This is a genomic window from Chlamydiota bacterium (genome assembly GCA_012729785.1).
In the GTDB taxonomy this organism is placed as follows: domain Bacteria; phylum Auribacterota; class Tritonobacteria; order UBA1439; family UBA1439; genus UBA1439.
This window is the reverse complement of the sequence record JAAYCL010000027.1, coordinates 53,168-72,709: the sequence shown is the minus strand read 5'-3', so window position 1 is coordinate 72,709 and position 19,542 is coordinate 53,168. Positions and strand designations below refer to the sequence as shown.

The following is a 19,542-nucleotide window of genomic DNA, read 5'->3' as shown; positions in this document are numbered from 1 at the left end:
CCGCCCCTACCGCGGCTCCTGGTTGAAGAACCGGGCGAGCGCGGCGTAGAGCGCGGGGTGGCGCGCCCGGAGGAGGCGCGGTTTCCCGAAGAAGCACTCCACCGCCACGGCGAAGAACTCGGCCGGGTTCTCCGCGGCGTACGGCCGCAACAGCGACCGCCCCCGCGCCGCCTTATCCATCTCCGCCTCGGCGAGGGCGAGCCAGCCGCACACCTCCGCCCGCGGCATTTCCCGGGGCACGCCGTCTGAAACGCCGCCCTTCATGTCCAGCAGGTGCGCGAACTCGTGGAGGACCACGTTGCCCGCGCCCGCCGGATCCCGCCATCCCTCCCGCACCGCGCCGCGCGCGAGGATGACCGGCCCCTGTCCATGCGCCTGACCGTCCAGCGGCCCGCGCGGCGCGCACCTGAACTCTTCGTCGAACGCGCGCGGGTAGAGCAGGATCGCATGTCCGGGCGGCAGCTCCCAGTCGGGCCGCCCGTGGAGGAGGACCGCCGCCCCCGCCGCGACGAGCAGCCGCAGCTCGTCGGTGACGCGCACGCCGTCCACGCCCTCGATCGTCCGCTCGTCGAGAAACCAGCGCAGGTCGCGCTCGAAGCGGGCGCGCCCCGGCGCGTCCAGCCCCCGGTAGTACCGCACCTCCCGCCTGAGGATCTCCCGCCACGCCGCGGGGAATTCCGCCTGCGCCAGCCGGGCCCGCCTGAACGGGCGGCGCAGCGCGGCCGCGGCATAGGCGAGGAACGCCGAGAAGGCGAGGAGGCCCCCGACCGGGCGCCCGAACGGCGCCGCGAACAGGGCGGCGAGCAGCGCCACCCCCGCCGCGCACGCGCCGTGCAGCGCGATGTCGGCCCGCCTGATGATCCGCATTCCCCGCGCCGCGCCCCCGTTCCCCTACGCGCCTATGACCTTCGCGCCGCCCATGTACGGGGCGAGCGCCTCCGGGACGGCGACCAGGCCGTCGGCGGTCTGGAAATTTTCCAGCAGCGCGAGGAAGGTCCGCGCCAGCGCCACGCCGGAGCCGTTGAGCGTGTGGGGGTGGAAGGTCCCTTTCCCCTCCTTGAGCCGGACGCGGATCCCCGCGCGCCGCGCCTGGAAGTCCCCGCAGGTGCTGATCGAGGCGACCTCGAGCCACCTCCGCACCCCCGCCGCCCAGACCTCGATGTCGTACGTCTTGGCGGAGGCGAAGCTTATCTCCCCGGCGCAGAGCGCGAGAACCCGGTACGGAAGGCCGAGGGCCTCGAGCACCTCCTCCGCGTGGCGAAGCATCGCATCGAGCGCCGCGAGCGACTCCTCGGGGCGCGTGATTTTAACCATCTCCACCTTGTCGAACTGGTGCACGCGCATCAGCCCGCGCGTCTCCTTCCCGTAGGAGCCGGCCTCGCGCCTGAAGCACGGGGAGTAGGCGACGTAGCTCAGCGGGAGGGCGCGCTCGTCGAGGATCCGACCCCGGTGGAGATTCACGAGCGGCACCTCCGCGGTGGGCACGAGGAACAGGTCGTCCTCGCCGCACAGGTACATGTCGCCCTCGAGCTTGGGGAGCTGGCCGGTCCCCGTCATGCATTCGCGTTTCACGAGGTACGGCGGGCTCACCTCCGTGTAGCCGTGCTCCCGCACGTGCAGATCCAGCATCCACGACCAGAGCGCGCGCTCGAGACGGGCGCCAAGCCCCTTGTAGACGGGAAAGTTCGATCCGCTCAGCAGCGACCCGGAGGCGAAATCGAGTATCCCCAGGCGTTCCCCTATCTCCCAGTGCGGCAACGGCTCAAAATCGAATCGGGGCAACTCCCCTATTTGCTTGACAATCACATTATCGTTGCTACTCGCTCCATCGGGCGTGGAGATATCGGGGATATTTGGGATCCGGAGCATCAGGTCTTCCATCCTGGAGTCTATATCCCCCACCTTGAGGTCATAGTCCCGGATTTTGTCGGAAACCTGCTTCATCTCAGCGATGGCCTCGGAGGCCTCCTTCCCCACCGCCTTCGCTTTTCCTACCTCCTTGGAGACGAGGTTCTTGCGGCTCTTGAGCGCCTCCACCGCCGCCACGCACTGCCTGCGCTCGGCGTCGAGGCGCAGGAGGTCGTCTATCGCGGCGGCGCCGCCGCGTCGCGCGAGGGCGGCCTTCACGGCCGCGGGGTCCTTGCGGATCAGTTTGATGTCGAGCATGGTCTGGTCGCGTCCTTAGGCGCGCGGAGAGGCCGGGACCGGCATCGCCCCGAGTATGCGCCCGCGTGTCTCAGGTCTCGGGCGAATCGCCCCCGCCGCCCGGGCCGTCGGCGGGCGTCTCCGCCGGGGCGGCGGGGCCCTCCGCCTCCCGGCGCCCGCCGTTCTGATCCTCCACCCCGTTCGTCTCGGGAATGACCTTGGCGACGGAGACGACGCGGTCCCCTTCGTCGAGGGCGTGGACACGAACCCCCTGGGTGGCGCGCCCGATGACGGAGATCCCCTTCACCGGGGTGCGCACCATCTTGCCGAACGCGGTGGTGAGCATGATCTCGTCGTCCTCGCGCACGCTGATCGCCCCCACGACCCGGCCGTTGCGCTCCCCGGTCCGCATGCAGATCACGCCCTTTCCGCCCCGGGACTGCTTCCTGAACTCGGAGAACCCGGTGCGCTTCCCGTACCCTCTTTCGGATATGACGAGGATCGCGGAGCTCTCGTCCACGATCTCCATATCCACCACGCGGTCCCCCTTCCCGAGCGTGATTCCCCGGACCCCGCGCGCGCCCCTGCCCATCTCGCGCACGTCCTCCTCCGCGAAGCGTATCGACTTCCCCTCGCTGGTGACGAGGATGACCTCGTGGTGCCCCTCGGTGAGCTTGACATGCGTGAGACGGTCCCCCTCGTCGACGCCGATGGCGATGATGCCGCCTTTCCGCGGGTGCGAGAACGCCGTGAGCGCCGTCTTCTTGACCACCCCCCGCTCAGTGGCCATCACGATGGCGCGCCCCTCCGTGAACTCGCGCACGCGCAGGAGGGCCGCCACGTGATCGTCGGCGGGGATGCGCAAGAGGTTCGCGATCGACTTCCCCTTCGCCTGACGGGTCCCCTCGGGGATCTCGTACGCCTTGAGCCAGTGCAGGTTCCCCCGCTCGGTGAAGAAGAGCAGGTAGTCGTGCGTGGAGACGCTGAACAGGTGCTCGACGAAATCCTCCTCCTTGGTCTCGATCCCCGTGACCCCCTTCCCGCCGCGGCGCTGCGCCCGGTAGGCGGCGGTCGCCACGCGCTTGATGTAGCCGCCGCGCGTGATGGTGATGAGGGAGGCCTCGTCGGCGATCAGATCCTCGATCTTCAGCTCCACCCCCGCGTCCACGATCTCGGTCCGCCGCCCGTCGCCGATGGCGTCGGCGAGCTCGCCGAGCTCCGCGACGATCAGGTCCAGCACCTTCCGCTCGCTCTCGAGGATGCCGCGGAGGTAGGCGATCCGCTTGACGAGCTCGACGTACTCCTTCTCGATCTTGTCGATCTCGAGGCCGGTGAGCTGGTAGAGCCGCAGGTCGAGGATGGCGTTCACCTGCACCTCGCTCAGGGGGAACCGCTTCAGCAGGCCCGCCTTCGCCCCGGCGCGGTCCTTCGACGCCTTGATGATCTTGATGACCTCGTCGATGTGCGCCAGGGCGATCTTGAACCCCTCGAGGATGTGCGCCCGCGCCTCCGCCTGCGCGAGATCGAAGCGCGTCCTGCGGACGATCACCTCCTTGCGATGCTCTATGAAGCAGGAGATGAGCTGCCGCACCCCCATCACCCGCGGCCGCCCCTTGTCGAGGGCGAGCAGGATGATCCCGTAGGTGGTCTGGAGGGTGGTGTGCTTGTAGAGCTGGTTGAGGACGATCTGGGCCTCTTCGCCGCGCTTGAGGTCGATGACGATCCGCATCCCCTCCTTGTCGGACTCGTCGCGGATGTCGCTGATCCCCTCGATCGACTTCCCCTTGACGAGCTGCACGATCGTCTCGATCAGGCCCTTCTTGCTGACCATGTACGGGATCTCGCTGATGACGAGCGACTCCTTCCCCCCCTTGCGCGTCTCCGAGCGCACCCTGCCGCGGAGCTGGATATGCCCCCGCCCCGTCGCGTACGCCCGCGCGATCCCCTCCCGTCCGTAGATGATGCCGCCGGTCGGGAAATCGGGACCGGGCAGCGCCCGCATGATCTCGCCCGTCGGGGCGTTCGGGTTGTCGATGAGGAGGGTGACCGCCGCCGCGACCTCCCGAAGGTTGTGCGGCGGGATGTTCGTCGCCATCCCGACCGCGATCCCCTGCGAGCCGTTGCAGAGGAGGTTGGGGAACTGGCCCGGAAGGATGACCGGCTCCTGGAGGGTCTCGTCGTAGTTCGAGACGAAGTCCACGGTCCGCTTCCCGAGGTCCTCGAGCATCGCGGCCGAGGCGCGGCTGAGGCGCGCCTCCGTGTAGCGCATCGCGGCCGCCCGGTCGCCGTCGATCGAGCCGAAGTTCCCCTGCCCCTGCACGAGCGGGTACCGGGTGCTGAAATCCTGCGCCATCCGCACGAGGGTCGGATAGATGACCTGCTCGCCGTGGGGGTGGTAGTTGCCGGAGGTGTCGCCGGCGATCTTGGCGCACTTGCGGTGCTTGGCCCCGGGCGAGAGGTTGAGGTCGTTCATCGCCACGAGGATGCGCCGCTGCGACGGCTTCAATCCGTCGCGCGCGTCCGGGAGCGCGCGGGAGATGATCACGCTCATCGCGTAGGAGGTGTACGACTCCTTCATCTCCTCTTCGATGTCGCGAAGGACCACCTTCCCGCCCTCGATCGTCATCTCCGCCACCTCATCTCCGCCCCGCGCCGGGGGGCCTCCCGCCGAATCCGGCGGGCGTCCGTCCTCAGACGTCCAGATTCCGCACGTGCAACGCGTTCTCCTCGATGAACCTGCGCCGCGGCTCGACCTCGCTCCCCATCAGCACGGTGAAGATCCTGTCCGCGGCCACGGCGTCCTCGAGCGTCACCTTCAGCAGCGTCCTCCGCTCCGGGTCCATCGTGGTCTCCCAGAGCTGCTCGGGGTTCATCTCGCCGAGCCCCTTGTAGCGCTGGATGGTGAGCCCCTTCTTCCCGATCTCCCGCACCGCGTGCAGGAGGCCGAGGAGCGAGTGCACCCGCGTCGTCCCGCCGTCCCCCCCGACGGAGAGCTCGTAGACCGTCTTCCTGGAGGGGCAGAGGTGGTCAGGGTTCATCCCCGCCTTCGCAAGCCCCTCGAAGACGCGCGACAGTTCGCGCGCCTCGTACAGCTCGAGCACCTCGATGCCGTGCACCTCGCGCTCCCCCTCCCCTCCCCCCTCGACGATCTCGAGTTCGCGCCCGCGCTTCCGCTCCTCCTCGGCGGTCAGCTTCGCGAGCTCCTCGTCGGAGAAGAGGTACCGTTCGTCCCCGTTCACCTTCACCTTGTAGACCGGGAGGCGGTTGCCCGCGCGGTCGCGCGCCGCGAGGTAGTCGTCGAACTTGATCCCCTTGCGGCGCAGGATCCCCGCGAGATACTCGACCTCGACGAGCAGGTCCATCGACGCCCGCAGCTTCGCCCCCTCGATCGGCTTCTTCTCCTCCGGCCGCACGAGGCGCGCCTCCTCGCAACCGAGGTCCAGGAGTATCCCGTTCATCTCCCGGTCGCTCTCGACGTAGCGCTCCGTCTTCCTGCGCCGCACCTTGTAGAGCGGCGGCTGGGCGACGAAGACGTGCCCCGCCTCGACCAGGGGCCGCATCTGCCTGAAGAGGAAGGTGAGGAGGAGGGTGCGGATGTGGCTCCCGTCGATGTCGGCGTCGCACATCAGCACGATCTTGTGGTAGCGGAGGCGGGAGAGGTCGAAATCCTCCAGGCCGATGCCCGTGCCGATGGCGGTGATCATCGTCCCGATCTCCTCGTTGGAGAGCACCTTGTCCAGCGGCGCCTTCTCCACGTTGATGAGCTTGCCGCGAAGCGGGAGGATCGCCTGGAACCTTCGGTCGCGCGCCTGCTTGGCGGAGCCGCCCGCCGAGTCCCCCTCGACCAGGTAGAGCTCGCAGATCGACGGGTCGGTCTCGGAACAGTCGGCGAGCTTGCCGGGGAGCGACTGCGTGTCGAGCGCCCCCTTGCGCCGGGCGAGATCGCGCGCCTTCCGCGCCGCCTCGCGCGCCCGGGCGGCGGTGACGCACTTGTCGACGATCTTCCGGGCCTCGGACGGGTTCTCCTCGAAGAACTCGGCGAGCCCCTCGTTCACGATCGAGGCGACGATCCCCTCGACCTCGCCGTTTCCGAGCTTGGTCTTGGTCTGCCCCTCGAACTGGGGGTCGTGGATCTTGACGCTGATGATCGCGGTCAGCCCCTCGCGGATATCCTCGCCGCTCATCGCCTTGTCGTCGTCCTTGGCGATATTCTTCTCCCGCGAGTAGGCGTTGATGGTGCGGGTGAGCGCCGACTTGAAGCCGCTCAGGTGCGTCCCCCCCTCGACCGTGCCGATGTTGTTCGCGTAGGAGAAGAGCGTTTCCGCGTAGCCGTCGTTGTACTGCAGGGCGATCTCCGCGTCCACCCCCTCCTTCTCGCTGTGGAGGTAGATGACCCTCTTGTGGAGGCAGGTCTTGTTCTCGTTGAGGTGCTGGACGAAGGAGACGATCCCGCCGTCGTACTGGAACCGGACCTCCTTGTCGCTCCGCTCGTCCTTCAGGGTGATCTCGATCCCCGCGTTGAGGAAGGCGAGCTCCCGGAGGCGCATGGAGAGGGTGTCGAAGTTGTAGTCGGTGACCGGGAAGATCTTGCCGTCCGGCTTGAAGGTGATCTTGGTGCCGGTCTTGGAGCTCTTGCCGATCACCTGGATCCGCGAGGCGGTCTTGCCGCGCTGGAACTTCTGGCTGTGGATCTGCCCGTCCCGTCTCACCTCCGCCTCGAGCCACTCGCTCAGGGCGTTGACGCAGGAGACGCCGACGCCGTGCAACCCCCCCGAGACCTTGTACGCGGTGTGGTCGAACTTGCCCCCGGCGTGGAGCGTCGTGAGCACGACCTCCAGGGCGGGCTTGTGCTCGGTCGCGTGCTCGTCCACCGGGATGCCGCGCCCGTCGTCGATCACCGTGACGGAGCCGTCGACATGGATGACCACGTCGATCTTCTTGCAGTAGCCCGCCATCGCCTCGTCGATCGAGTTGTCCACCACCTCGTAGACCAGGTGGTGGAGCCCCCGGTGGCCGGTGTCCCCGATGTACATCGCGGGGCGCTTGCGCACCGCCTCGATGCCGTCGAGCACCGTGATCGTTCTCGCGTCGTACCTGGGCATCCCCCTAGATCTCCCCTATCCTGAACCGGATGTCGACGATGCGCCGCTCCCCCAGCTCGTCGCGGATCTTCTCGAGCATCGCCCCCTTGAAATACCGGTCGAGCTCCGCGAGCCAGACCGACGAGTCCACATGGACAAGCAGCGTCTTCCCCCGCACCCCCACCGGCTTCGAGTGGCGCGCGATCGTCTCCCCCACCACCCTCCCCCACTCGAGGGCGATCCGCGCCTCCCGCGTCCTCCGCTCGAGCCCGAGGCGTTTCAGGAGCCGCCCGAGCACATCCCCGATGGGGACCAGATCTCTCGCCATGCCTCCTCCCGGCGCCTCCCGACGCCCGCGTCAGGTCAGGCGTATCGGCATGATCACGTACAGGAACGATTTCCCGGACCTGACGACGCCCGGGTTGAGGGCGTCGGTGAGCTCGAAGACGATCTCGGGTTCGTCGAGGTTCTTCAGCACGTCGATCAGGTACTGCGGGTTGAAGGCGATGGCGAACTCGTCGCCGATGTAGGTGATCGTCAGCTCCTCCTGCGCCTCGCCCACCTCGGGGGTGTTCGTCGAGAGGATCAGGCGGTTCTTCTTCAGGGCGATCTTGACCGAATTCGCCTGCTCGCTCGTGAGGAGCGAGACGCGCCGGGCGGCGTCGAGGAGCTCCGCCCTGCCGATCAGGAGCTTATGCGCCGAGCGCTGCGGGATCACCTGCTGGTAGTTGGGGAAATGCCCCTCGACGAGGCGCGTCACCAGCGTGCAGTCGCCGGTCGCGAAGGCGGCCTGCGTATCCCCGAGGAACACCTCCACCATCTCCTCGTCCTTCTTCTCCGCCTTCTTCTCCCCCTCGTCGGCCTTCTTCCGCTCCAGCGCCCGCCCCAGCTCGATCACCGCCTTCGTCGGGATGATGATGCCCCGGTCCGCCCCCTCGGGGATCCGGGCGGGCGCCTCGCACAGGGCGAGCCGCCTGCCGTCCGTGGCGACGCCGATCACCTTCTTCCCGGAGAGGACGAGATGGAGGCCGTTGAGGACATACCGGCTCTCGTCGTGCGACACCGCGTAGTGCGTCTTCCGTATCAGCTCGGCGAACGCCGCCCGGCCGATCGCCAGGGACATCGCCTTGTCGAACTGCGGCAGCGCGGGGAAGTCGTCCTTCGGGAGGCCGAGCACCTTGAAATACGAGGCGCCGTAGCGTATCTCGACCTCCTTGCCGTCGGTAGCCTCGAGCGTCACCTCCGTCACCGGGAGCTCGCGGAGGATCGCGAGGAGCCGCTTGGCGGGCAGGGTGACCGTCCCCTTCCTCTCGACCTTCGCCGGGACCCTCCGGCGCATCCCCACCTCGAGGTCCGTGGTGGTCAGCACCAGTTCCTTCCCCTCCGCCTCGAGGAGGACGTTGGAGAGGATGGCGAGCGGCGTCTTTCCCCCGACGATGCTCTGCACCGCCTGAAGGCCGTCCAGGATATCCTGTTTCAAGCACTTGATCTTCATCTCCCCTCCCTTCGGGATGTTATCCACCCCTTTGGTATTCAATACCTTCCTTCTTTATAAAACTGTAGTAGTAGTAAAGGTGTGCACAACCCCGGTTGCCGGCGAGCCGCCCCGCGCATGGATGCCGCAGCGTATTCCACCGCAATTGGTTGCGCTGCCTCCGGCCGGCGGAACCGGCGCGGACCTCCCTGTGGAGAAGCTGCGAGGAAGCTGTGCGGCGTCCGGGGGTTTGCGTATCCCCTCCCGCGCCTGTTCCGCGGCCCCGTCTTGTCCACGGATTATCCACAGGCTCCTCCACACGTTACTCCTTCAACTGGCGCTCGAGGTAGGCGACGATCTTTTTCACCCCCTCGTCGGTTTTCATCCGCGTTTCGATCGCCTTGACGGCGTACAGGACCGTCGTGTGGTCCCGGCCCCCGAACGCGTCCCCGATCTCGGGCAGGGAGCTGCCCACGAGCGTCCTGGCGAGGTACATCGCTATCTGCCGGGGGAAGGCGATCGCCTGCGGCCGTTTCTTGCTCATCATGTCCGAGACCCGGATATCGAAATACTCCGCGACCCTCTTCTGGACCGCCTCGGTCGTGACGGTCTTCATCTCCTCCGTGCCGATCATGTCGCCCAGGATCGCCTCGGCGACCTGCACGTTCATCGGCGCCTTCATCAGGGAGCTGTAGGCCGTCAGGCGGCTCATGGCGCCCTCGAGCTTCCGGACGTTGGATTTGATCTTGGAGGCGATGTAGAAGATGACCTCGTCGGGGAGCGACACCCGCTCCTGCTCCGCCTTCTTCCTGAGGATCGCCACGCGCGTCTCGATGTCCGGGATCTGGAGGTCCGTGACCAGGCCCCACTCGAAGCGCGACACCAGCCGGTCCTCGAGATTCGGGATCTCCTTCGGGGGCCGGTCGCTGGAGAGGACGATCTGCTTGTGTGCGTCGTAGAGCGTGTTGAACGTGTGAAAGAACTCCTCCTGCGTCTGTTCCTTGCCGCCGAGGAAGTGCACGTCGTCGATGAGGAGAACGTCTACGTTCCGGTACCGGTTCCTGAACTTGACGGTCGCCTTGTTCTGGATCGCGTCGATGAGCTGGTTGGTGAACTTCTCGCTGGAGATGTAGCTGACGCTCGCCTCGGCGAACTTGTCCTGGATGTAGTGGCCTATCGCCTGCATTAGGTGCGTCTTCCCGAGGCCCACGCCGCCGTAGATGAACAGCGGGTTGTACGCCTTGGCGGGGGACTGCGCCACCGCGATGGAGGCGGCGTGCGCGAAACGGTTGCTCGGGCCGACCACGAAGGTGTCGAAGGTGTATTTCCGGTTGAGCTTGAGATCGGCGTTGAAGAGCCGCCGCCGCGTGACCGTCACGCCGGGCCTCGGGCGCGCCGTCGGCTCCGCCTCCACGCCGGATCGGACGCACCGCACCGAGATGGGGCGTCCGAGCAGGCCGCTCGCGGTCTCCTCGATCTCGCGGCGGTAGTGCCCGGCGATCCAGTCGCTGAAGAGCTGGTTCGGGACCTCGAGCACGAGCACGTCGCCCTCGATTGACGTGGCGCGCACCGGCTGCAGCCAGGTGTCGACGGTGTCCTTGTGCGCCCCGTGGCCTATCCGGGCCACGATGGTTTTCCACAGGGAAGAAGAAGAGTAGTCCACATCAACCTCCGTACGGAGTATAGAGGATAGGGGGTGTGTTGTGAAGCAAAAAATAACGACATAACTATGCTCTCTCGTGATAGTTACAATCATGATCGAAATGCGGAATCGGAATTCTCGCCGGGTGCGGCCCGAGGCGCCGAAAGCGGCGCCGGATACGCTCGTCCGTGCACGCGCAGGCCGCACATGGCGGCGGCGGGCCCCGTGTTTTCCACAACTTATTCACAGGGGGCAAAAGAGCGCAACAGGGCGCCGCTGCCGCAGATACAGTGCGCGCGGCATATCGGCGGAGGCGCCGGCGGCCGTGGGGCGCGGAGAAAGGGAGCTTCCGCGGCATCGCGCCTTGACAAGCGTCCAGACACGTATATAATCTGCACCTTCGGACAACAGGGCCGCATCTGGAGAATTTCGACGATGAAGAGGACCTACCAGCCGTCCAAGAGGTGGAGGAGCAAGACGCACGGTTTTCTCAAGCGCACGAGCACGAAGACCGGGAGGGACGTGATCCGGCGCAGGCGCAAAAAGGGCCGCAAGAAGCTCACCGCCTGAACGAGCCGCGCCCGCAGCGGAAGGGGGAGCGGAATGGCAGCAGCGCACCGCCTGCCGAGGAAGAGGTTCGCTCTCTCGAGAGGCGAATTGCGGGAGGTGCTCGAGAAGGGGCGCAGGCGCGCGGGGCGATGCATGGTGCTCTGCGCGATGCGGGCGGACACGGGATTCAGATTCGGCGTCAGCGCGAGCCGGCGCGTGGGCGGCGCGGTCGATCGGAACAGGGCCAAACGGCTGATGCGCGAGATCATCCGCCTGAACGCGTTCCGGGTACGGGACGGATGGAGGATCGTCGCGATAGCGCGCCAGGGCATATTCTCCAACACATTCAGGGAGAAGGAGTTAGAGTACATCAGGCTTCTCGGAGAGGTCAAGGCGCTCGGCGATCCCCCCGACACCGCTTGAGAGGCGCACCGCCGCCGGGCGACGCTCGACGGCGAGTGCACACTCCCCGCCCTCGCGGACGGCCATCGGGGGCGTTGTCCTGTTTGAGGTCAGCTGCCATGACTGTCGTTGCACGCTGCATCACGGTTCCGATCAAGGCGTACCAGCGCTTCATCTCGCCGTTGCTCGGCGCGCACTGCAGGTACCATCCGTCATGCTCGCAGTATCTCATCGACGCCGTTCGCGCGCGCGGCGTCCTGGCGGGCGTCGCGCTCGGCGCCCTGAGGCTGGCGCGCTGCAACCCGCTCTTCGCGGGCGGATACGACCCGGTGGACGACTGTTCCCGCCCCGGCGAGGCGCGCCTGCGCCGGGCGCACGAATCGGGCACGCACAATGAAAAGGAATGAAGAATGGATCGTAGGACCCTGATCGCCCTCGCGCTTTCGTTCGTGGTCATCCTGGTCTACACCAGGTTCATCGCCCCGCCGCCCCCCAGGAGGATGCCGCAGCCCTCGCCGCAGCAGGCCGCGGTGACGCCCACGCCCCCCCAATCGGGGCGTGAGAAGGCGGAGGCGGACGGACCGCGGGAGGCGGCAATAATCGAGCCAAAAGGAAAGTTATCCACAGTCCGCACTGAGGCGATGGAGATCGCTTTTTCGACCGAAGGGGGGGCGATCACCCACGCCACCCTCTTCAAATCACCCGTCATCAAGAAGGGGCCGATACACGTAGTTCAGCCGTTAGACGTATCGCCGCAATCGGTTACGCTCAAAATCCAGGGGTTGGACGATGCGGCCGAGTATCTGCTGGAGTCGGAGAACGCCCAAGAGAAGGAAATCTCTTTCCTCAAGGCGTTCGACGGATTGACGATACAAAAGACATATCGTGTTCAGAACAAAGGATATGTGATCAATGCAAGAATAATGATCAAAAACACCGGCGCAGAGAATGTCGAGATCAGGGAGAGTGTCGAATTGGCTGCGGGGGCGGTAGTTGCGCTCACCGTTCCGGAGAAGGACACCTACGTGGGCATCGAACGCCTCGACGAGACCGGCAAAGTGGCCAGAATCGGGGCCGGAAAAACCGTCAAGGGGTGGTCCGAGCTGCGCCCGACGCGCTGGTTCGCCCTGAGAAACCAGTTCTTCACGGTCATCGTCAAGCCCGGTGCGCCCGCAATGGGTTCGTACGCGAGGGCGGTGCGCCTGGAGGGGGGGTTGAGCGGGATCGAGGGCGGCCTGATGCTGGGGCCTCTCTCCCTCGCGCCCGGGGCGACGAAGGAGTTCGCCTTCGATATCTACATGGGCCCGAAAGAGTACACGGCGCTCGCGGCGTTCGGCGCCCCCGAGATCCTGGATTTCGGCTGGTTCGGCTTCATCGGGAAGTGGATCCTCCTGGGCTTGAACGCGTTGTACCGTTTGTGCGGAAACTACGGCGTCGCCATCATCCTCCTGACCATCGTGATCCGCATCATCCTCTTCCCGTTGAACCAGAAGAGCTTCAGGTCGATGAAGAATATGCAGGCGCTCCAGCCTGAGATCACCGCCCTCCAGCAGAAGTACAAAGGCGACCCGAAGAAGAGCCAGGCGGAGATGATGAAGCTCTACAAGGAGCACAAGGTCAACCCGATGGGCGGATGCCTGCCGTTGCTCATACAGATGCCGATACTCATCGCCTTCTTCAGGGTGCTTCAGAACGCCATCGAGCTCTGGGGGGCCCCGTTCTTCCTCTGGATGACCGATCTGTCCGAGCCAGACGCCTTGATGCGGTTCTCGACCGGGAAGAGCGTGGTGCCGTTCATCGGGCGCATGGTCGACGGGCACGGGTACATCTTCCTCAACGTGCTGCCGATCCTGATGCTGCTCGTCTTCTACATACAGCAGAAGATGACCCCCTCGGGGATGTCCGCGTCGCCCGAGCAACAGCAGCAGCAGAAGATGATGGGAGTCCTGATGCCGCTGATGTTCGGCGTCATCTTCTACAATATGCCGGCCGGATTGAACCTGTACTTCGCGGCGAGCACTTTGCTCGGAATTATACAGCAAAAGTATATGATAAAGTAATATCGTACTAACGATGGATCACAAATGTATGACTGAAGAGACGGCAGCCCTGATCAAAGAGATTCTGGAGAAGATGCTGGCGCATCTTTCCGTGCGCGCTTCGGTCGATGCCGTTTGGGACGGGACCGCCGTGCGCATTGAGGCGGTCACGGAGGATCCCGCGGCTTTCGGCAGGAACGAGAGCGGCGTGCTGGAGGCGCTGCAGTACCTGGCGCAGCGCATAGCGGGCAGGAAGCTCGGCGACGGCGGGCTGCCGCCCGTCGTGCTGGACCTCAACGGCTGCAGGAAGAGGCGCGAGATTGAGCTCGGGCGCCTGGCGGAGGAGGTCTCCGGCCGAATCGGCGTGACCGGAGGCTCGGAACTGCTCCAGCCGATGACCTCCTGGGAGCGGAAGATCGTGCACGTCGCGCTCCGCGACAAGGCGGGGATCGAGACCCGGAGCGAGGACAGCCGCGAGGGCCGCCGCGTCCGCATACGCTCCTGGCAGCAGGCCCCTCCCGGCGGAATGCCGCACGACCTCCCCTCCCCCGCCGGCGAATAGCCCCGCCGTCAGCGGCCTCGGGCGGATCCCGCCTGGCGGCGCTCACCCCGGTCCAACCGGCGTGCGCCCGCGCAACGGGGCCGGGTCCCCCCGCCGTCCCGCATTAATCTGTCCCCGCCCCGCGTCAGGCGACGTATAATCTGGCCCGTGAAAGCGCATCCGCACGACACCATCGTGGCCGTCTCCACCCCGCACGGAAGGGGCGCCATCGGCATCGTGCGCCTGAGCGGCCGGCGCGCCCTCGAGATAGCCGGCTGTCTCACCCGCGCCGCGCCCGGCCCTCCGATCGAGGAGTCCGCCACACACACGCTCAGACAAAGGCGGCTCTCTGACGGCGGGATCCTGCTCGACGAGGCGCTGGTGGCGGTGATGCGGGGGCCCGGGAGCTACACCGGCGAGGACGTCGTCGAGTTCCACTGTCACGGGAACCCGCTGGTGCTGGCGAGGGTGCTCGAGGCGTGCCTCCGGGAAGGCGCCAGGATCGCCCTCCCGGGAGAATTCACCCGGCGGGCGTTTCTCAACGGGAGGATGGACCTCTCGCAGGCGGAGGCGGTCGCGGGGATCATCGACGCGGAGAGCGGGAAGGCGCTCGAGCTGGCCCTCAGGCAGGCAGACGGCGCCTTGAGCCAAAGGATCGGGAAGTTCAGGGAGGAGTTGCTGGATCTCCTCGCGGATCTGGAGGCGCGGATCGAGTTTCCCGAAGATGTTTCGACGGACCAGGGCGGCGATATCCGTTCCGGCCTCGCCCGGGCGCAGGAAAGGTGCCGTCTTCTCGACGCGGCCGGGACCGCGGGGATGCGCGCGCGGGAAGGGGCGCGCGTGGTCATCGTCGGGAAGCCGAACGCGGGGAAGTCCTGCCTGTTCAACGCGCTCCTGCACGCGGATCGCGCGCTTGTCACCCCGCAGAGGGGGACGACACGCGACACAGTGGAGGAAACGGTCGAGCTCGACGGGATCCCCGTCACCTTCGTGGACACGGCGGGGATCTGCGGCGACCATCTCGACGAGGCGGGCAGGGCGGGCGTCGCGAGGAGCAAGGCGGCGCTCGAGCGGGCCGACCTGGCGCTCTTCGTCGCGGACTCCTCCGTGCCCTGGTCGGAGGAGGATCGGGAAATCGCCGCGCTTCTCGCGGAAAGAAAAGTAGTGCTCGTGTTGAACAAGAACGATCTCGCGAAGCGTCTGGATGTTGGCCGTCTTCCCTCGGAGGTCAAGGGATGGAAATCCCTGAGCGTCTCCGCCAAAACGGAAGAAGGCATAGAAAGCTTAAGAAGTATAATTAATAATATGAATAAGTTAGAATCATATAGCAATGGAAGCGAATCCGCTATTTTATTCTCTGTTCAACAGGCACAATCGCTCAAAAAATGCGCTGAAGCGATCGATTCGGCGCTCGACCTTGCCAGGTCGGGCAACCAGGAGGAGCTCGTCGCCGTTGAGCTGAACAGAGCCCTTGCCGCGCTGGGGGATATAGTCGGAGAGACGGCGAGCGAAGAACTCCTGGACAGGATCTTTTCGAGATTCTGCATCGGGAAATAAGGCAAATGGCCTACAGGAACCCGGTCAACTACGGGTGCATAGTGGTGGGAGCGGGCCATGCCGGCTGCGAGGCGGCACTTGCGGCGGCCCGGATGGGCGTCCGTGTGCTCATGCTCACGGGGAACCTCGACGCGATTGGGCGGATGTCCTGCAACCCCGCAATCGGTGGGCTCGCCAAAGGGCACCTCGTCCGCGAGATAGATGCCCTCGGCGGCGAGATGGGCAGGAACACGGACGCCGCGGGAATCCAGTTCAAGGTGTTGAACCGGAAGAAAGGGCCGGCTGTCAGGTCGTCCAGGGCGCAGTGCGACAAGCTCGCCTACCACGCGAGAATGAAGCGGATAGTCGAAAGCTGCGAAAACCTCGACCTGAAGCAGGAGATGGCCGCCCGCATAGTGCCCGAGAAAGACCGGCTATTTCTCGTGGAATGCATCGGCGGGAATTCATATCATGCGTCTACAGTGGTAGTTGCGACCGGAACCTTCTTGAACGGACTGATCCATATCGGCGATACGTCTCTTCAGGCGGGAAGAGCGGGAGAATCCGCATCGACGGACCTTGCGGAGTGCCTCAAGGGGCTCGGGTTCGAGATGGGAAGACTGAAGACCGGAACTCCCCCGAGGGTAAGCGCGAGGTCGGTCGACACGGGCGTCATGGTGCGGCAGGACGGCGACGAGGTCCCCCTGCCCTTCTCCTTCGCCACCGCTTCACTCGATCTGACGCAACTTCCGTGCTATCTCACGCACACCGGCGAAAAGACGGCGCGCATCGTAAAGTCGAATCTCCACCGATCTCCGCATTTTTCTGGTGCGATCAAGGGGACCGGCGTGCGCTACTGTTCCTACATCGAGGAGAAGATCGTCAGATTTCCGGACACCCCTTCGCACCAAATCTTCCTGGAGCCCGAGGGGCGGAATACCGGCGAGATCTACCTGAACGGCCTGGCCACCAGTCTCCCCTACGATGTGCAGGTCGAGATGGTCCGTTCGATAGAAGGTCTCCAGGCCGCGGAGATAATGCGGCCCGGCTACGCGATAGAGTACGACTATGTCCGGCCGACGCAGCTTCACCCGACACTGGAGACGAAGAAGGTGCCCGGTCTCTACCTGGCCGGCCAGATCAACGGCACCTCCGGCTACGAGGAGGCGGCCGCACAGGGCCTGATCGCCGGGGTTAATGCGGCGCTGAAGGTCCTCGGGAAAAGCGCGTTCACGCTCGACAGGTCGGAGGCGTACATTGGCGTTCTCCTGGACGACCTCGTGACGAAAGGAACGGAAGAGCCGTACAGGATGTTCACCTCAAGGGCGGAATACCGGCTGTCGCTGAGGCAAAACAATGCGGACCTTCGTCTGATGCCGCATGGCCGCGCGCTCGGTCTGATTTCGGAGGCTCAGTTCACGCGGCTCTGCGAGAAGAGGCGGCGCATCGCGGAGGGCATCAGGATCCTCTCTGAACTCAGGTCGGGCAACTCCACCGCGGAACAGCTTCTCAAACGTCCGGAAATCAGGTGGGCCGATCTTGCCGCGCTGGGCGTCGCGGGTCTCCCCGATCTGGGTGCGGACGTGATCGAGCAGATCGAAAGCGAGGTGAAGTACGCCGGCTACCTGAAGAGGCAGCTCGAGGAGATCGAGAAGTTCAAGTCGATGGAATCGGTGCGGATACCGCCGGGCATCGACTACGCGGGGATGACAGGCCTGAAGAAGGAGGCGCGCGAGAAGCTCGGCAAGGTGATGCCCTCCTCGCTCGGCCAGGCATCCCGCATCTCCGGCGTCAGTCCCTCGGACCTCTCGGTCCTCATGGTCTTCCTCTCCCGAAACAGGCGCCGGGCCGGCGGTGCGCGCTCCTCCGTCTGATCGTCTTTCGCGCATCTGTGCCCGAATGTTCCACGTGGAACAAATCAGTCCCCTGCCCCGCCCTCCACGAAATTGTTCCACGTGGAACAACCGCGTTCTCCACCGGCTTATAGGCCCCTGTCCCATCCGGAACAGACGGACCGCGATGCTCCATTCCCGTTCGATCTGACGCCCGGGTCTGCACAACACGAGGTTCCCGCTTCGCCTGGATCCGAACCTCAATCCGCGGTTTCACGCCGGAAGCACGCGGCCTCTTTCGTCGAAACGATAGAGCCGGACAGGCCGGCGCAAAGGGCCGGTGACGACATCCGGCGAATCGGGCGGAAAGAGCTGCGCTCTTCTCCACTGCTTCTGAAACTGTTCAACGGCAATGGGAGGTTGCGGTATAAGAGGGGAGGGACTAAAACATGTATTGACATATAAATGTCGTTATGCAATATTGTGCACAGCATCGGAGACACCCAATGGGAAAGATCATAGCCATCGCGAATCAGAAGGGCGGGGTTGGAAAGACGACCACCGCAATCAGTCTCTCATCCTCTCTCGGCGCGCTCGGCAAGAAGATCCTTCTCGTCGATGTCGATCCGCAGAGCAACGCGACGAGCGGCCTGGGCATCGACAAGAACGAGGTCGGGCACGGGATCTACGAATGCATGCTCGGGCAGGAGAACACGGAAGAGGCCGTGAGGGCCCTGCCGTGGAAAAACCTGTATCTGCTCCCGGCAAAAAGGAATCTCGCGGGGGCCGAGATAGAACTGATAGGTATGGAGCGCAGGGAATACTTCCTAACTAATTGCCTTGCAGGCAGTAAGGATAGATTCGATTTCGTCTTCATCGACTGCCCGCCATCCCTCGGCCTCCTCACGGTGAACGCGCTCACCGCCGCGGATTCGGTGCTGCTGCCCATCCAGAGCGAGTACTACGCGCTGGAGGGGCTCGGGCAGCTCCTTGAGACCTATAACCTTGTGCGTCAGCGGCTCAATCCGCTCCTGGCGCTGGAGGGCATCCTGCTCACGATGGCGGACCTCCGCACGAATCTTTCCGAGCAGGTCGAGCACGAGGTGCGGACGCACTTCGGCGAACTGGTCTTCAAGACCGTCATCGGGAGAAACGTCCGGCTCGGCGAGGCGCCGGGTTTCGGGAAGCCGATCATGGAGTACGACCCCGCATCGGCGGGGGCGCACGCGTACATGCGGCTCGCGCGGGAATTCCTCGAGCGCCACGGGATGCCCGTCCCGGAGGAGGGGGCGGGGAGGAATGGCGGGGAGGCGCCCGCCCGAGAATCGACGTCGCCGGAGACGGTCGAACGAAAGGAAGGAATGCCCAATGGCTAAGCTTGCACTCGGAAGGGGCCTGAGCGCGCTCATCCCGGAGACGGTCACCGCCCGCGAGCGCGAGGTGGTGGAGATCGACGTCGCCCGCGTCAAGGCGGGCAGATTCCAGCCGCGCCTCGAGTTCGACGCGGAGCGCCTCCGGGAACTCGTGGAGTCCATCAAGGAGAAGGGCGTCATCCAGCCGATCATCGTGAGGCCCGCGGGCGGGGAGTTCGAGCTCATCGCGGGCGAGCGGCGCCTGAGGGCCGCCAAGGCCCTCGGGGCGCGGACGCTGCCGGCGATCGTGAAGAACGCGGACGACCGGCAGGCGCTCGAGCTGGCGATCGTGGAGAACGTGCAGCGGGAGGATCTGAACCCGATCGAGGAGGCGCGCGCGTATCGGACCCTCGGCGAAGCGTTCACGCTCACGCAGGAGGAGATCGCCGGGAAGGTCGGCAAGAGCCGCGCGGCCGTGGCGAACGCGATCCGGCTCCTCAAACTGCCCGAGGAGGTCCAGGACGACATCGCCGCCGGGCGGCTCACGGCGGGACACGCGAAGGTCCTTTTGGCCGCGGAGGATCCTCGGCAGCAGAAGGCGTTGCGGGACCTGATCGTGGCGCGCGGGCTGTCGGTGCGCGAGGCCGAGCGCTGGATCGCGCGGATGCAGCGAAAACCCCGGCACCGCGCGGGGGCGGCGCCCCGGAAATCGGCGGAGCTGCTCAAGATCGAGGAGAATTTGCGCGGCGCCTACGGAACGCAGGTGCGCATCGTCCCCGGAAGGCGCAAGGGGCGGATAGAGGTGGAGTACTACTCGCAGGAGGACCTCGAGCGGATACTCGAGATGATGCTGCCCGGCTTCGCGGAGTAGGGCACGCCTGGGGCAGCCCGGCCGAAGGCGGTCGGATTCGGCATGGATCCGTCGGACGCGCCGACTGCGTGCGCCGCG

The 19,542-nt window shown here is 65.6% G+C and carries 16 protein-coding genes; 9 read left to right on the top strand and 7 right to left on the bottom strand.

Annotation, left to right across the window (positions count from 1 at the left end; all coding sequences use genetic code 11):
* Positions 1–6: 6 nt before the first annotated feature.
* The 7 genes from GXY35_06635 to dnaA form a co-directional block, all read right to left on the bottom strand.
* Complete coding sequence (locus GXY35_06635) at positions 7–867, bottom strand: zinc-dependent peptidase (GenBank protein NLW94253.1); 861 nt, start codon at positions 865–867, stop codon at positions 7–9.
* A 24-nt stretch (positions 868–891) separates the two neighbouring features.
* Positions 892–2,166 carry a serine--tRNA ligase gene (serS, locus tag GXY35_06630; GenBank protein NLW94252.1) on the bottom strand — a complete coding sequence of 425 codons (1,275 nt, stop codon included), beginning with the start codon at positions 2,164–2,166 and terminating at the stop codon, positions 892–894.
* Positions 2,167–2,236: 70 nt separating this feature from the next.
* On the bottom strand, positions 2,237–4,771 hold the full coding sequence (gyrA, locus tag GXY35_06625; GenBank protein ID NLW94251.1) for a DNA gyrase subunit A: 2,535 nt from the start codon (positions 4,769–4,771) through the stop codon (positions 2,237–2,239).
* A 64-nt stretch (positions 4,772–4,835) separates the two neighbouring features.
* The gene (gyrB, locus tag GXY35_06620; GenBank protein ID NLW94250.1) at positions 4,836–7,247 is read right to left on the bottom strand and encodes a DNA topoisomerase (ATP-hydrolyzing) subunit B; all 2,412 of its coding nucleotides are present in this window, start codon (positions 7,245–7,247) and stop codon (positions 4,836–4,838) included.
* Between the two features lie 4 nt (positions 7,248–7,251).
* Complete coding sequence (locus GXY35_06615; GenBank protein NLW94249.1) at positions 7,252–7,554, bottom strand: DUF721 domain-containing protein; 303 nt, start codon at positions 7,552–7,554, stop codon at positions 7,252–7,254.
* Positions 7,555–7,584: 30 nt separating this feature from the next.
* The gene (dnaN, locus tag GXY35_06610; protein NLW94248.1) at positions 7,585–8,721 is read right to left on the bottom strand and encodes a DNA polymerase III subunit beta; all 1,137 of its coding nucleotides are present in this window, start codon (positions 8,719–8,721) and stop codon (positions 7,585–7,587) included.
* Between the two features lie 301 nt (positions 8,722–9,022).
* Positions 9,023–10,456 carry a chromosomal replication initiator protein DnaA gene (gene dnaA, locus GXY35_06605; GenBank protein ID NLW94247.1) on the bottom strand — a complete coding sequence of 478 codons (1,434 nt, stop codon included), beginning with the start codon at positions 10,454–10,456 and terminating at the stop codon, positions 9,023–9,025.
* 321 nt (positions 10,457–10,777) lie between these two features.
* Between dnaA and rpmH the strand changes: the two genes are divergently transcribed.
* From rpmH to GXY35_06560, 9 genes are all read left to right on the top strand, one after another.
* Entirely contained in the window at positions 10,778–10,912 is a 135-nt protein-coding gene (gene rpmH / locus GXY35_06600; protein ID NLW94246.1) for a 50S ribosomal protein L34, read from the top strand.
* 33 nt (positions 10,913–10,945) lie between these two features.
* A complete protein-coding gene (gene rnpA / locus GXY35_06595) occupies positions 10,946–11,314 on the top strand; it encodes a ribonuclease P protein component (protein ID NLW94245.1) in 369 nt (122 codons plus the stop codon).
* 98 nt (positions 11,315–11,412) lie between these two features.
* Entirely contained in the window at positions 11,413–11,700 is a 288-nt protein-coding gene (gene yidD / locus GXY35_06590; GenBank protein ID NLW94244.1) for a membrane protein insertion efficiency factor YidD, read from the top strand.
* A 3-nt stretch (positions 11,701–11,703) separates the two neighbouring features.
* Positions 11,704–13,353: a membrane protein insertase YidC gene (yidC, locus tag GXY35_06585; GenBank protein NLW94243.1), complete on the top strand. Its 1,650-nt coding sequence runs from the start codon at positions 11,704–11,706 to the stop codon at positions 13,351–13,353.
* Positions 13,354–13,381: 28 nt separating this feature from the next.
* A complete protein-coding gene (locus GXY35_06580) occupies positions 13,382–13,894 on the top strand; it encodes a hypothetical protein (protein ID NLW94242.1) in 513 nt (170 codons plus the stop codon).
* Positions 13,895–14,041: 147 nt separating this feature from the next.
* Positions 14,042–15,430, top strand: a complete 1,389-nt coding sequence (gene mnmE, locus GXY35_06575) for a tRNA uridine-5-carboxymethylaminomethyl(34) synthesis GTPase MnmE (GenBank protein ID NLW94241.1) — start codon at positions 14,042–14,044, stop codon at positions 15,428–15,430.
* A 5-nt stretch (positions 15,431–15,435) separates the two neighbouring features.
* Positions 15,436–17,283 carry a tRNA uridine-5-carboxymethylaminomethyl(34) synthesis enzyme MnmG gene (mnmG, locus tag GXY35_06570; GenBank protein NLW94240.1) on the top strand — a complete coding sequence of 616 codons (1,848 nt, stop codon included), beginning with the start codon at positions 15,436–15,438 and terminating at the stop codon, positions 17,281–17,283.
* A gap of 464 nt (positions 17,284–17,747) precedes the next feature.
* Positions 17,748–18,617 carry a ParA family protein gene (locus GXY35_06565; GenBank protein ID NLW94239.1) on the top strand — a complete coding sequence of 290 codons (870 nt, stop codon included), beginning with the start codon at positions 17,748–17,750 and terminating at the stop codon, positions 18,615–18,617.
* Positions 18,610–19,464 carry a ParB/RepB/Spo0J family partition protein gene (locus tag GXY35_06560; protein NLW94238.1) on the top strand — a complete coding sequence of 285 codons (855 nt, stop codon included), beginning with the start codon at positions 18,610–18,612 and terminating at the stop codon, positions 19,462–19,464. The genes GXY35_06565 and GXY35_06560 overlap by 8 nt, the downstream gene beginning before the upstream one ends.
* The last annotated feature ends 78 nt before the right edge of the window (positions 19,465–19,542 follow it).

Excerpts from the sequence above, each read along its gene's own strand:
- GXY35_06635 (NLW94253.1), bottom strand. The coding sequence starts at position 867 with ATGCGGATCATCAGGCGGGCCGACATCGCGCTGCACGGCGCGTGCGCG.
- serS (NLW94252.1), bottom strand. The coding sequence starts at position 2,166 with ATGCTCGACATCAAACTGATCCGCAAGGACCCCGCGGCCGTGAAGGCC.
- gyrA (NLW94251.1), bottom strand. The coding sequence starts at position 4,771 with ATGACGATCGAGGGCGGGAAGGTGGTCCTTCGCGACATCGAAGAGGAG.
- gyrB (NLW94250.1), bottom strand. The coding sequence starts at position 7,247 with ATGCCCAGGTACGACGCGAGAACGATCACGGTGCTCGACGGCATCGAG.
- GXY35_06615 (NLW94249.1), bottom strand. The coding sequence starts at position 7,554 with ATGGCGAGAGATCTGGTCCCCATCGGGGATGTGCTCGGGCGGCTCCTG.
- dnaN (NLW94248.1), bottom strand. The coding sequence starts at position 8,721 with ATGAAGATCAAGTGCTTGAAACAGGATATCCTGGACGGCCTTCAGGCG.
- dnaA (NLW94247.1), bottom strand. The coding sequence starts at position 10,456 with ATGATTGTAACTATCACGAGAGAGCATAGTTATGTCGTTATTTTTTGC.
- rpmH (NLW94246.1), top strand. The coding sequence starts at position 10,778 with ATGAAGAGGACCTACCAGCCGTCCAAGAGGTGGAGGAGCAAGACGCAC.
- rnpA (NLW94245.1), top strand. The coding sequence starts at position 10,946 with ATGGCAGCAGCGCACCGCCTGCCGAGGAAGAGGTTCGCTCTCTCGAGA.
- yidD (NLW94244.1), top strand. The coding sequence starts at position 11,413 with ATGACTGTCGTTGCACGCTGCATCACGGTTCCGATCAAGGCGTACCAG.
- yidC (NLW94243.1), top strand. The coding sequence starts at position 11,704 with ATGGATCGTAGGACCCTGATCGCCCTCGCGCTTTCGTTCGTGGTCATC.
- GXY35_06580 (NLW94242.1), top strand. The coding sequence starts at position 13,382 with ATGACTGAAGAGACGGCAGCCCTGATCAAAGAGATTCTGGAGAAGATG.
- mnmG (NLW94240.1), top strand. The coding sequence starts at position 15,436 with ATGGCCTACAGGAACCCGGTCAACTACGGGTGCATAGTGGTGGGAGCG.
- GXY35_06565 (NLW94239.1), top strand. The coding sequence starts at position 17,748 with ATGGGAAAGATCATAGCCATCGCGAATCAGAAGGGCGGGGTTGGAAAG.
- GXY35_06560 (NLW94238.1), top strand. The coding sequence starts at position 18,610 with ATGGCTAAGCTTGCACTCGGAAGGGGCCTGAGCGCGCTCATCCCGGAG.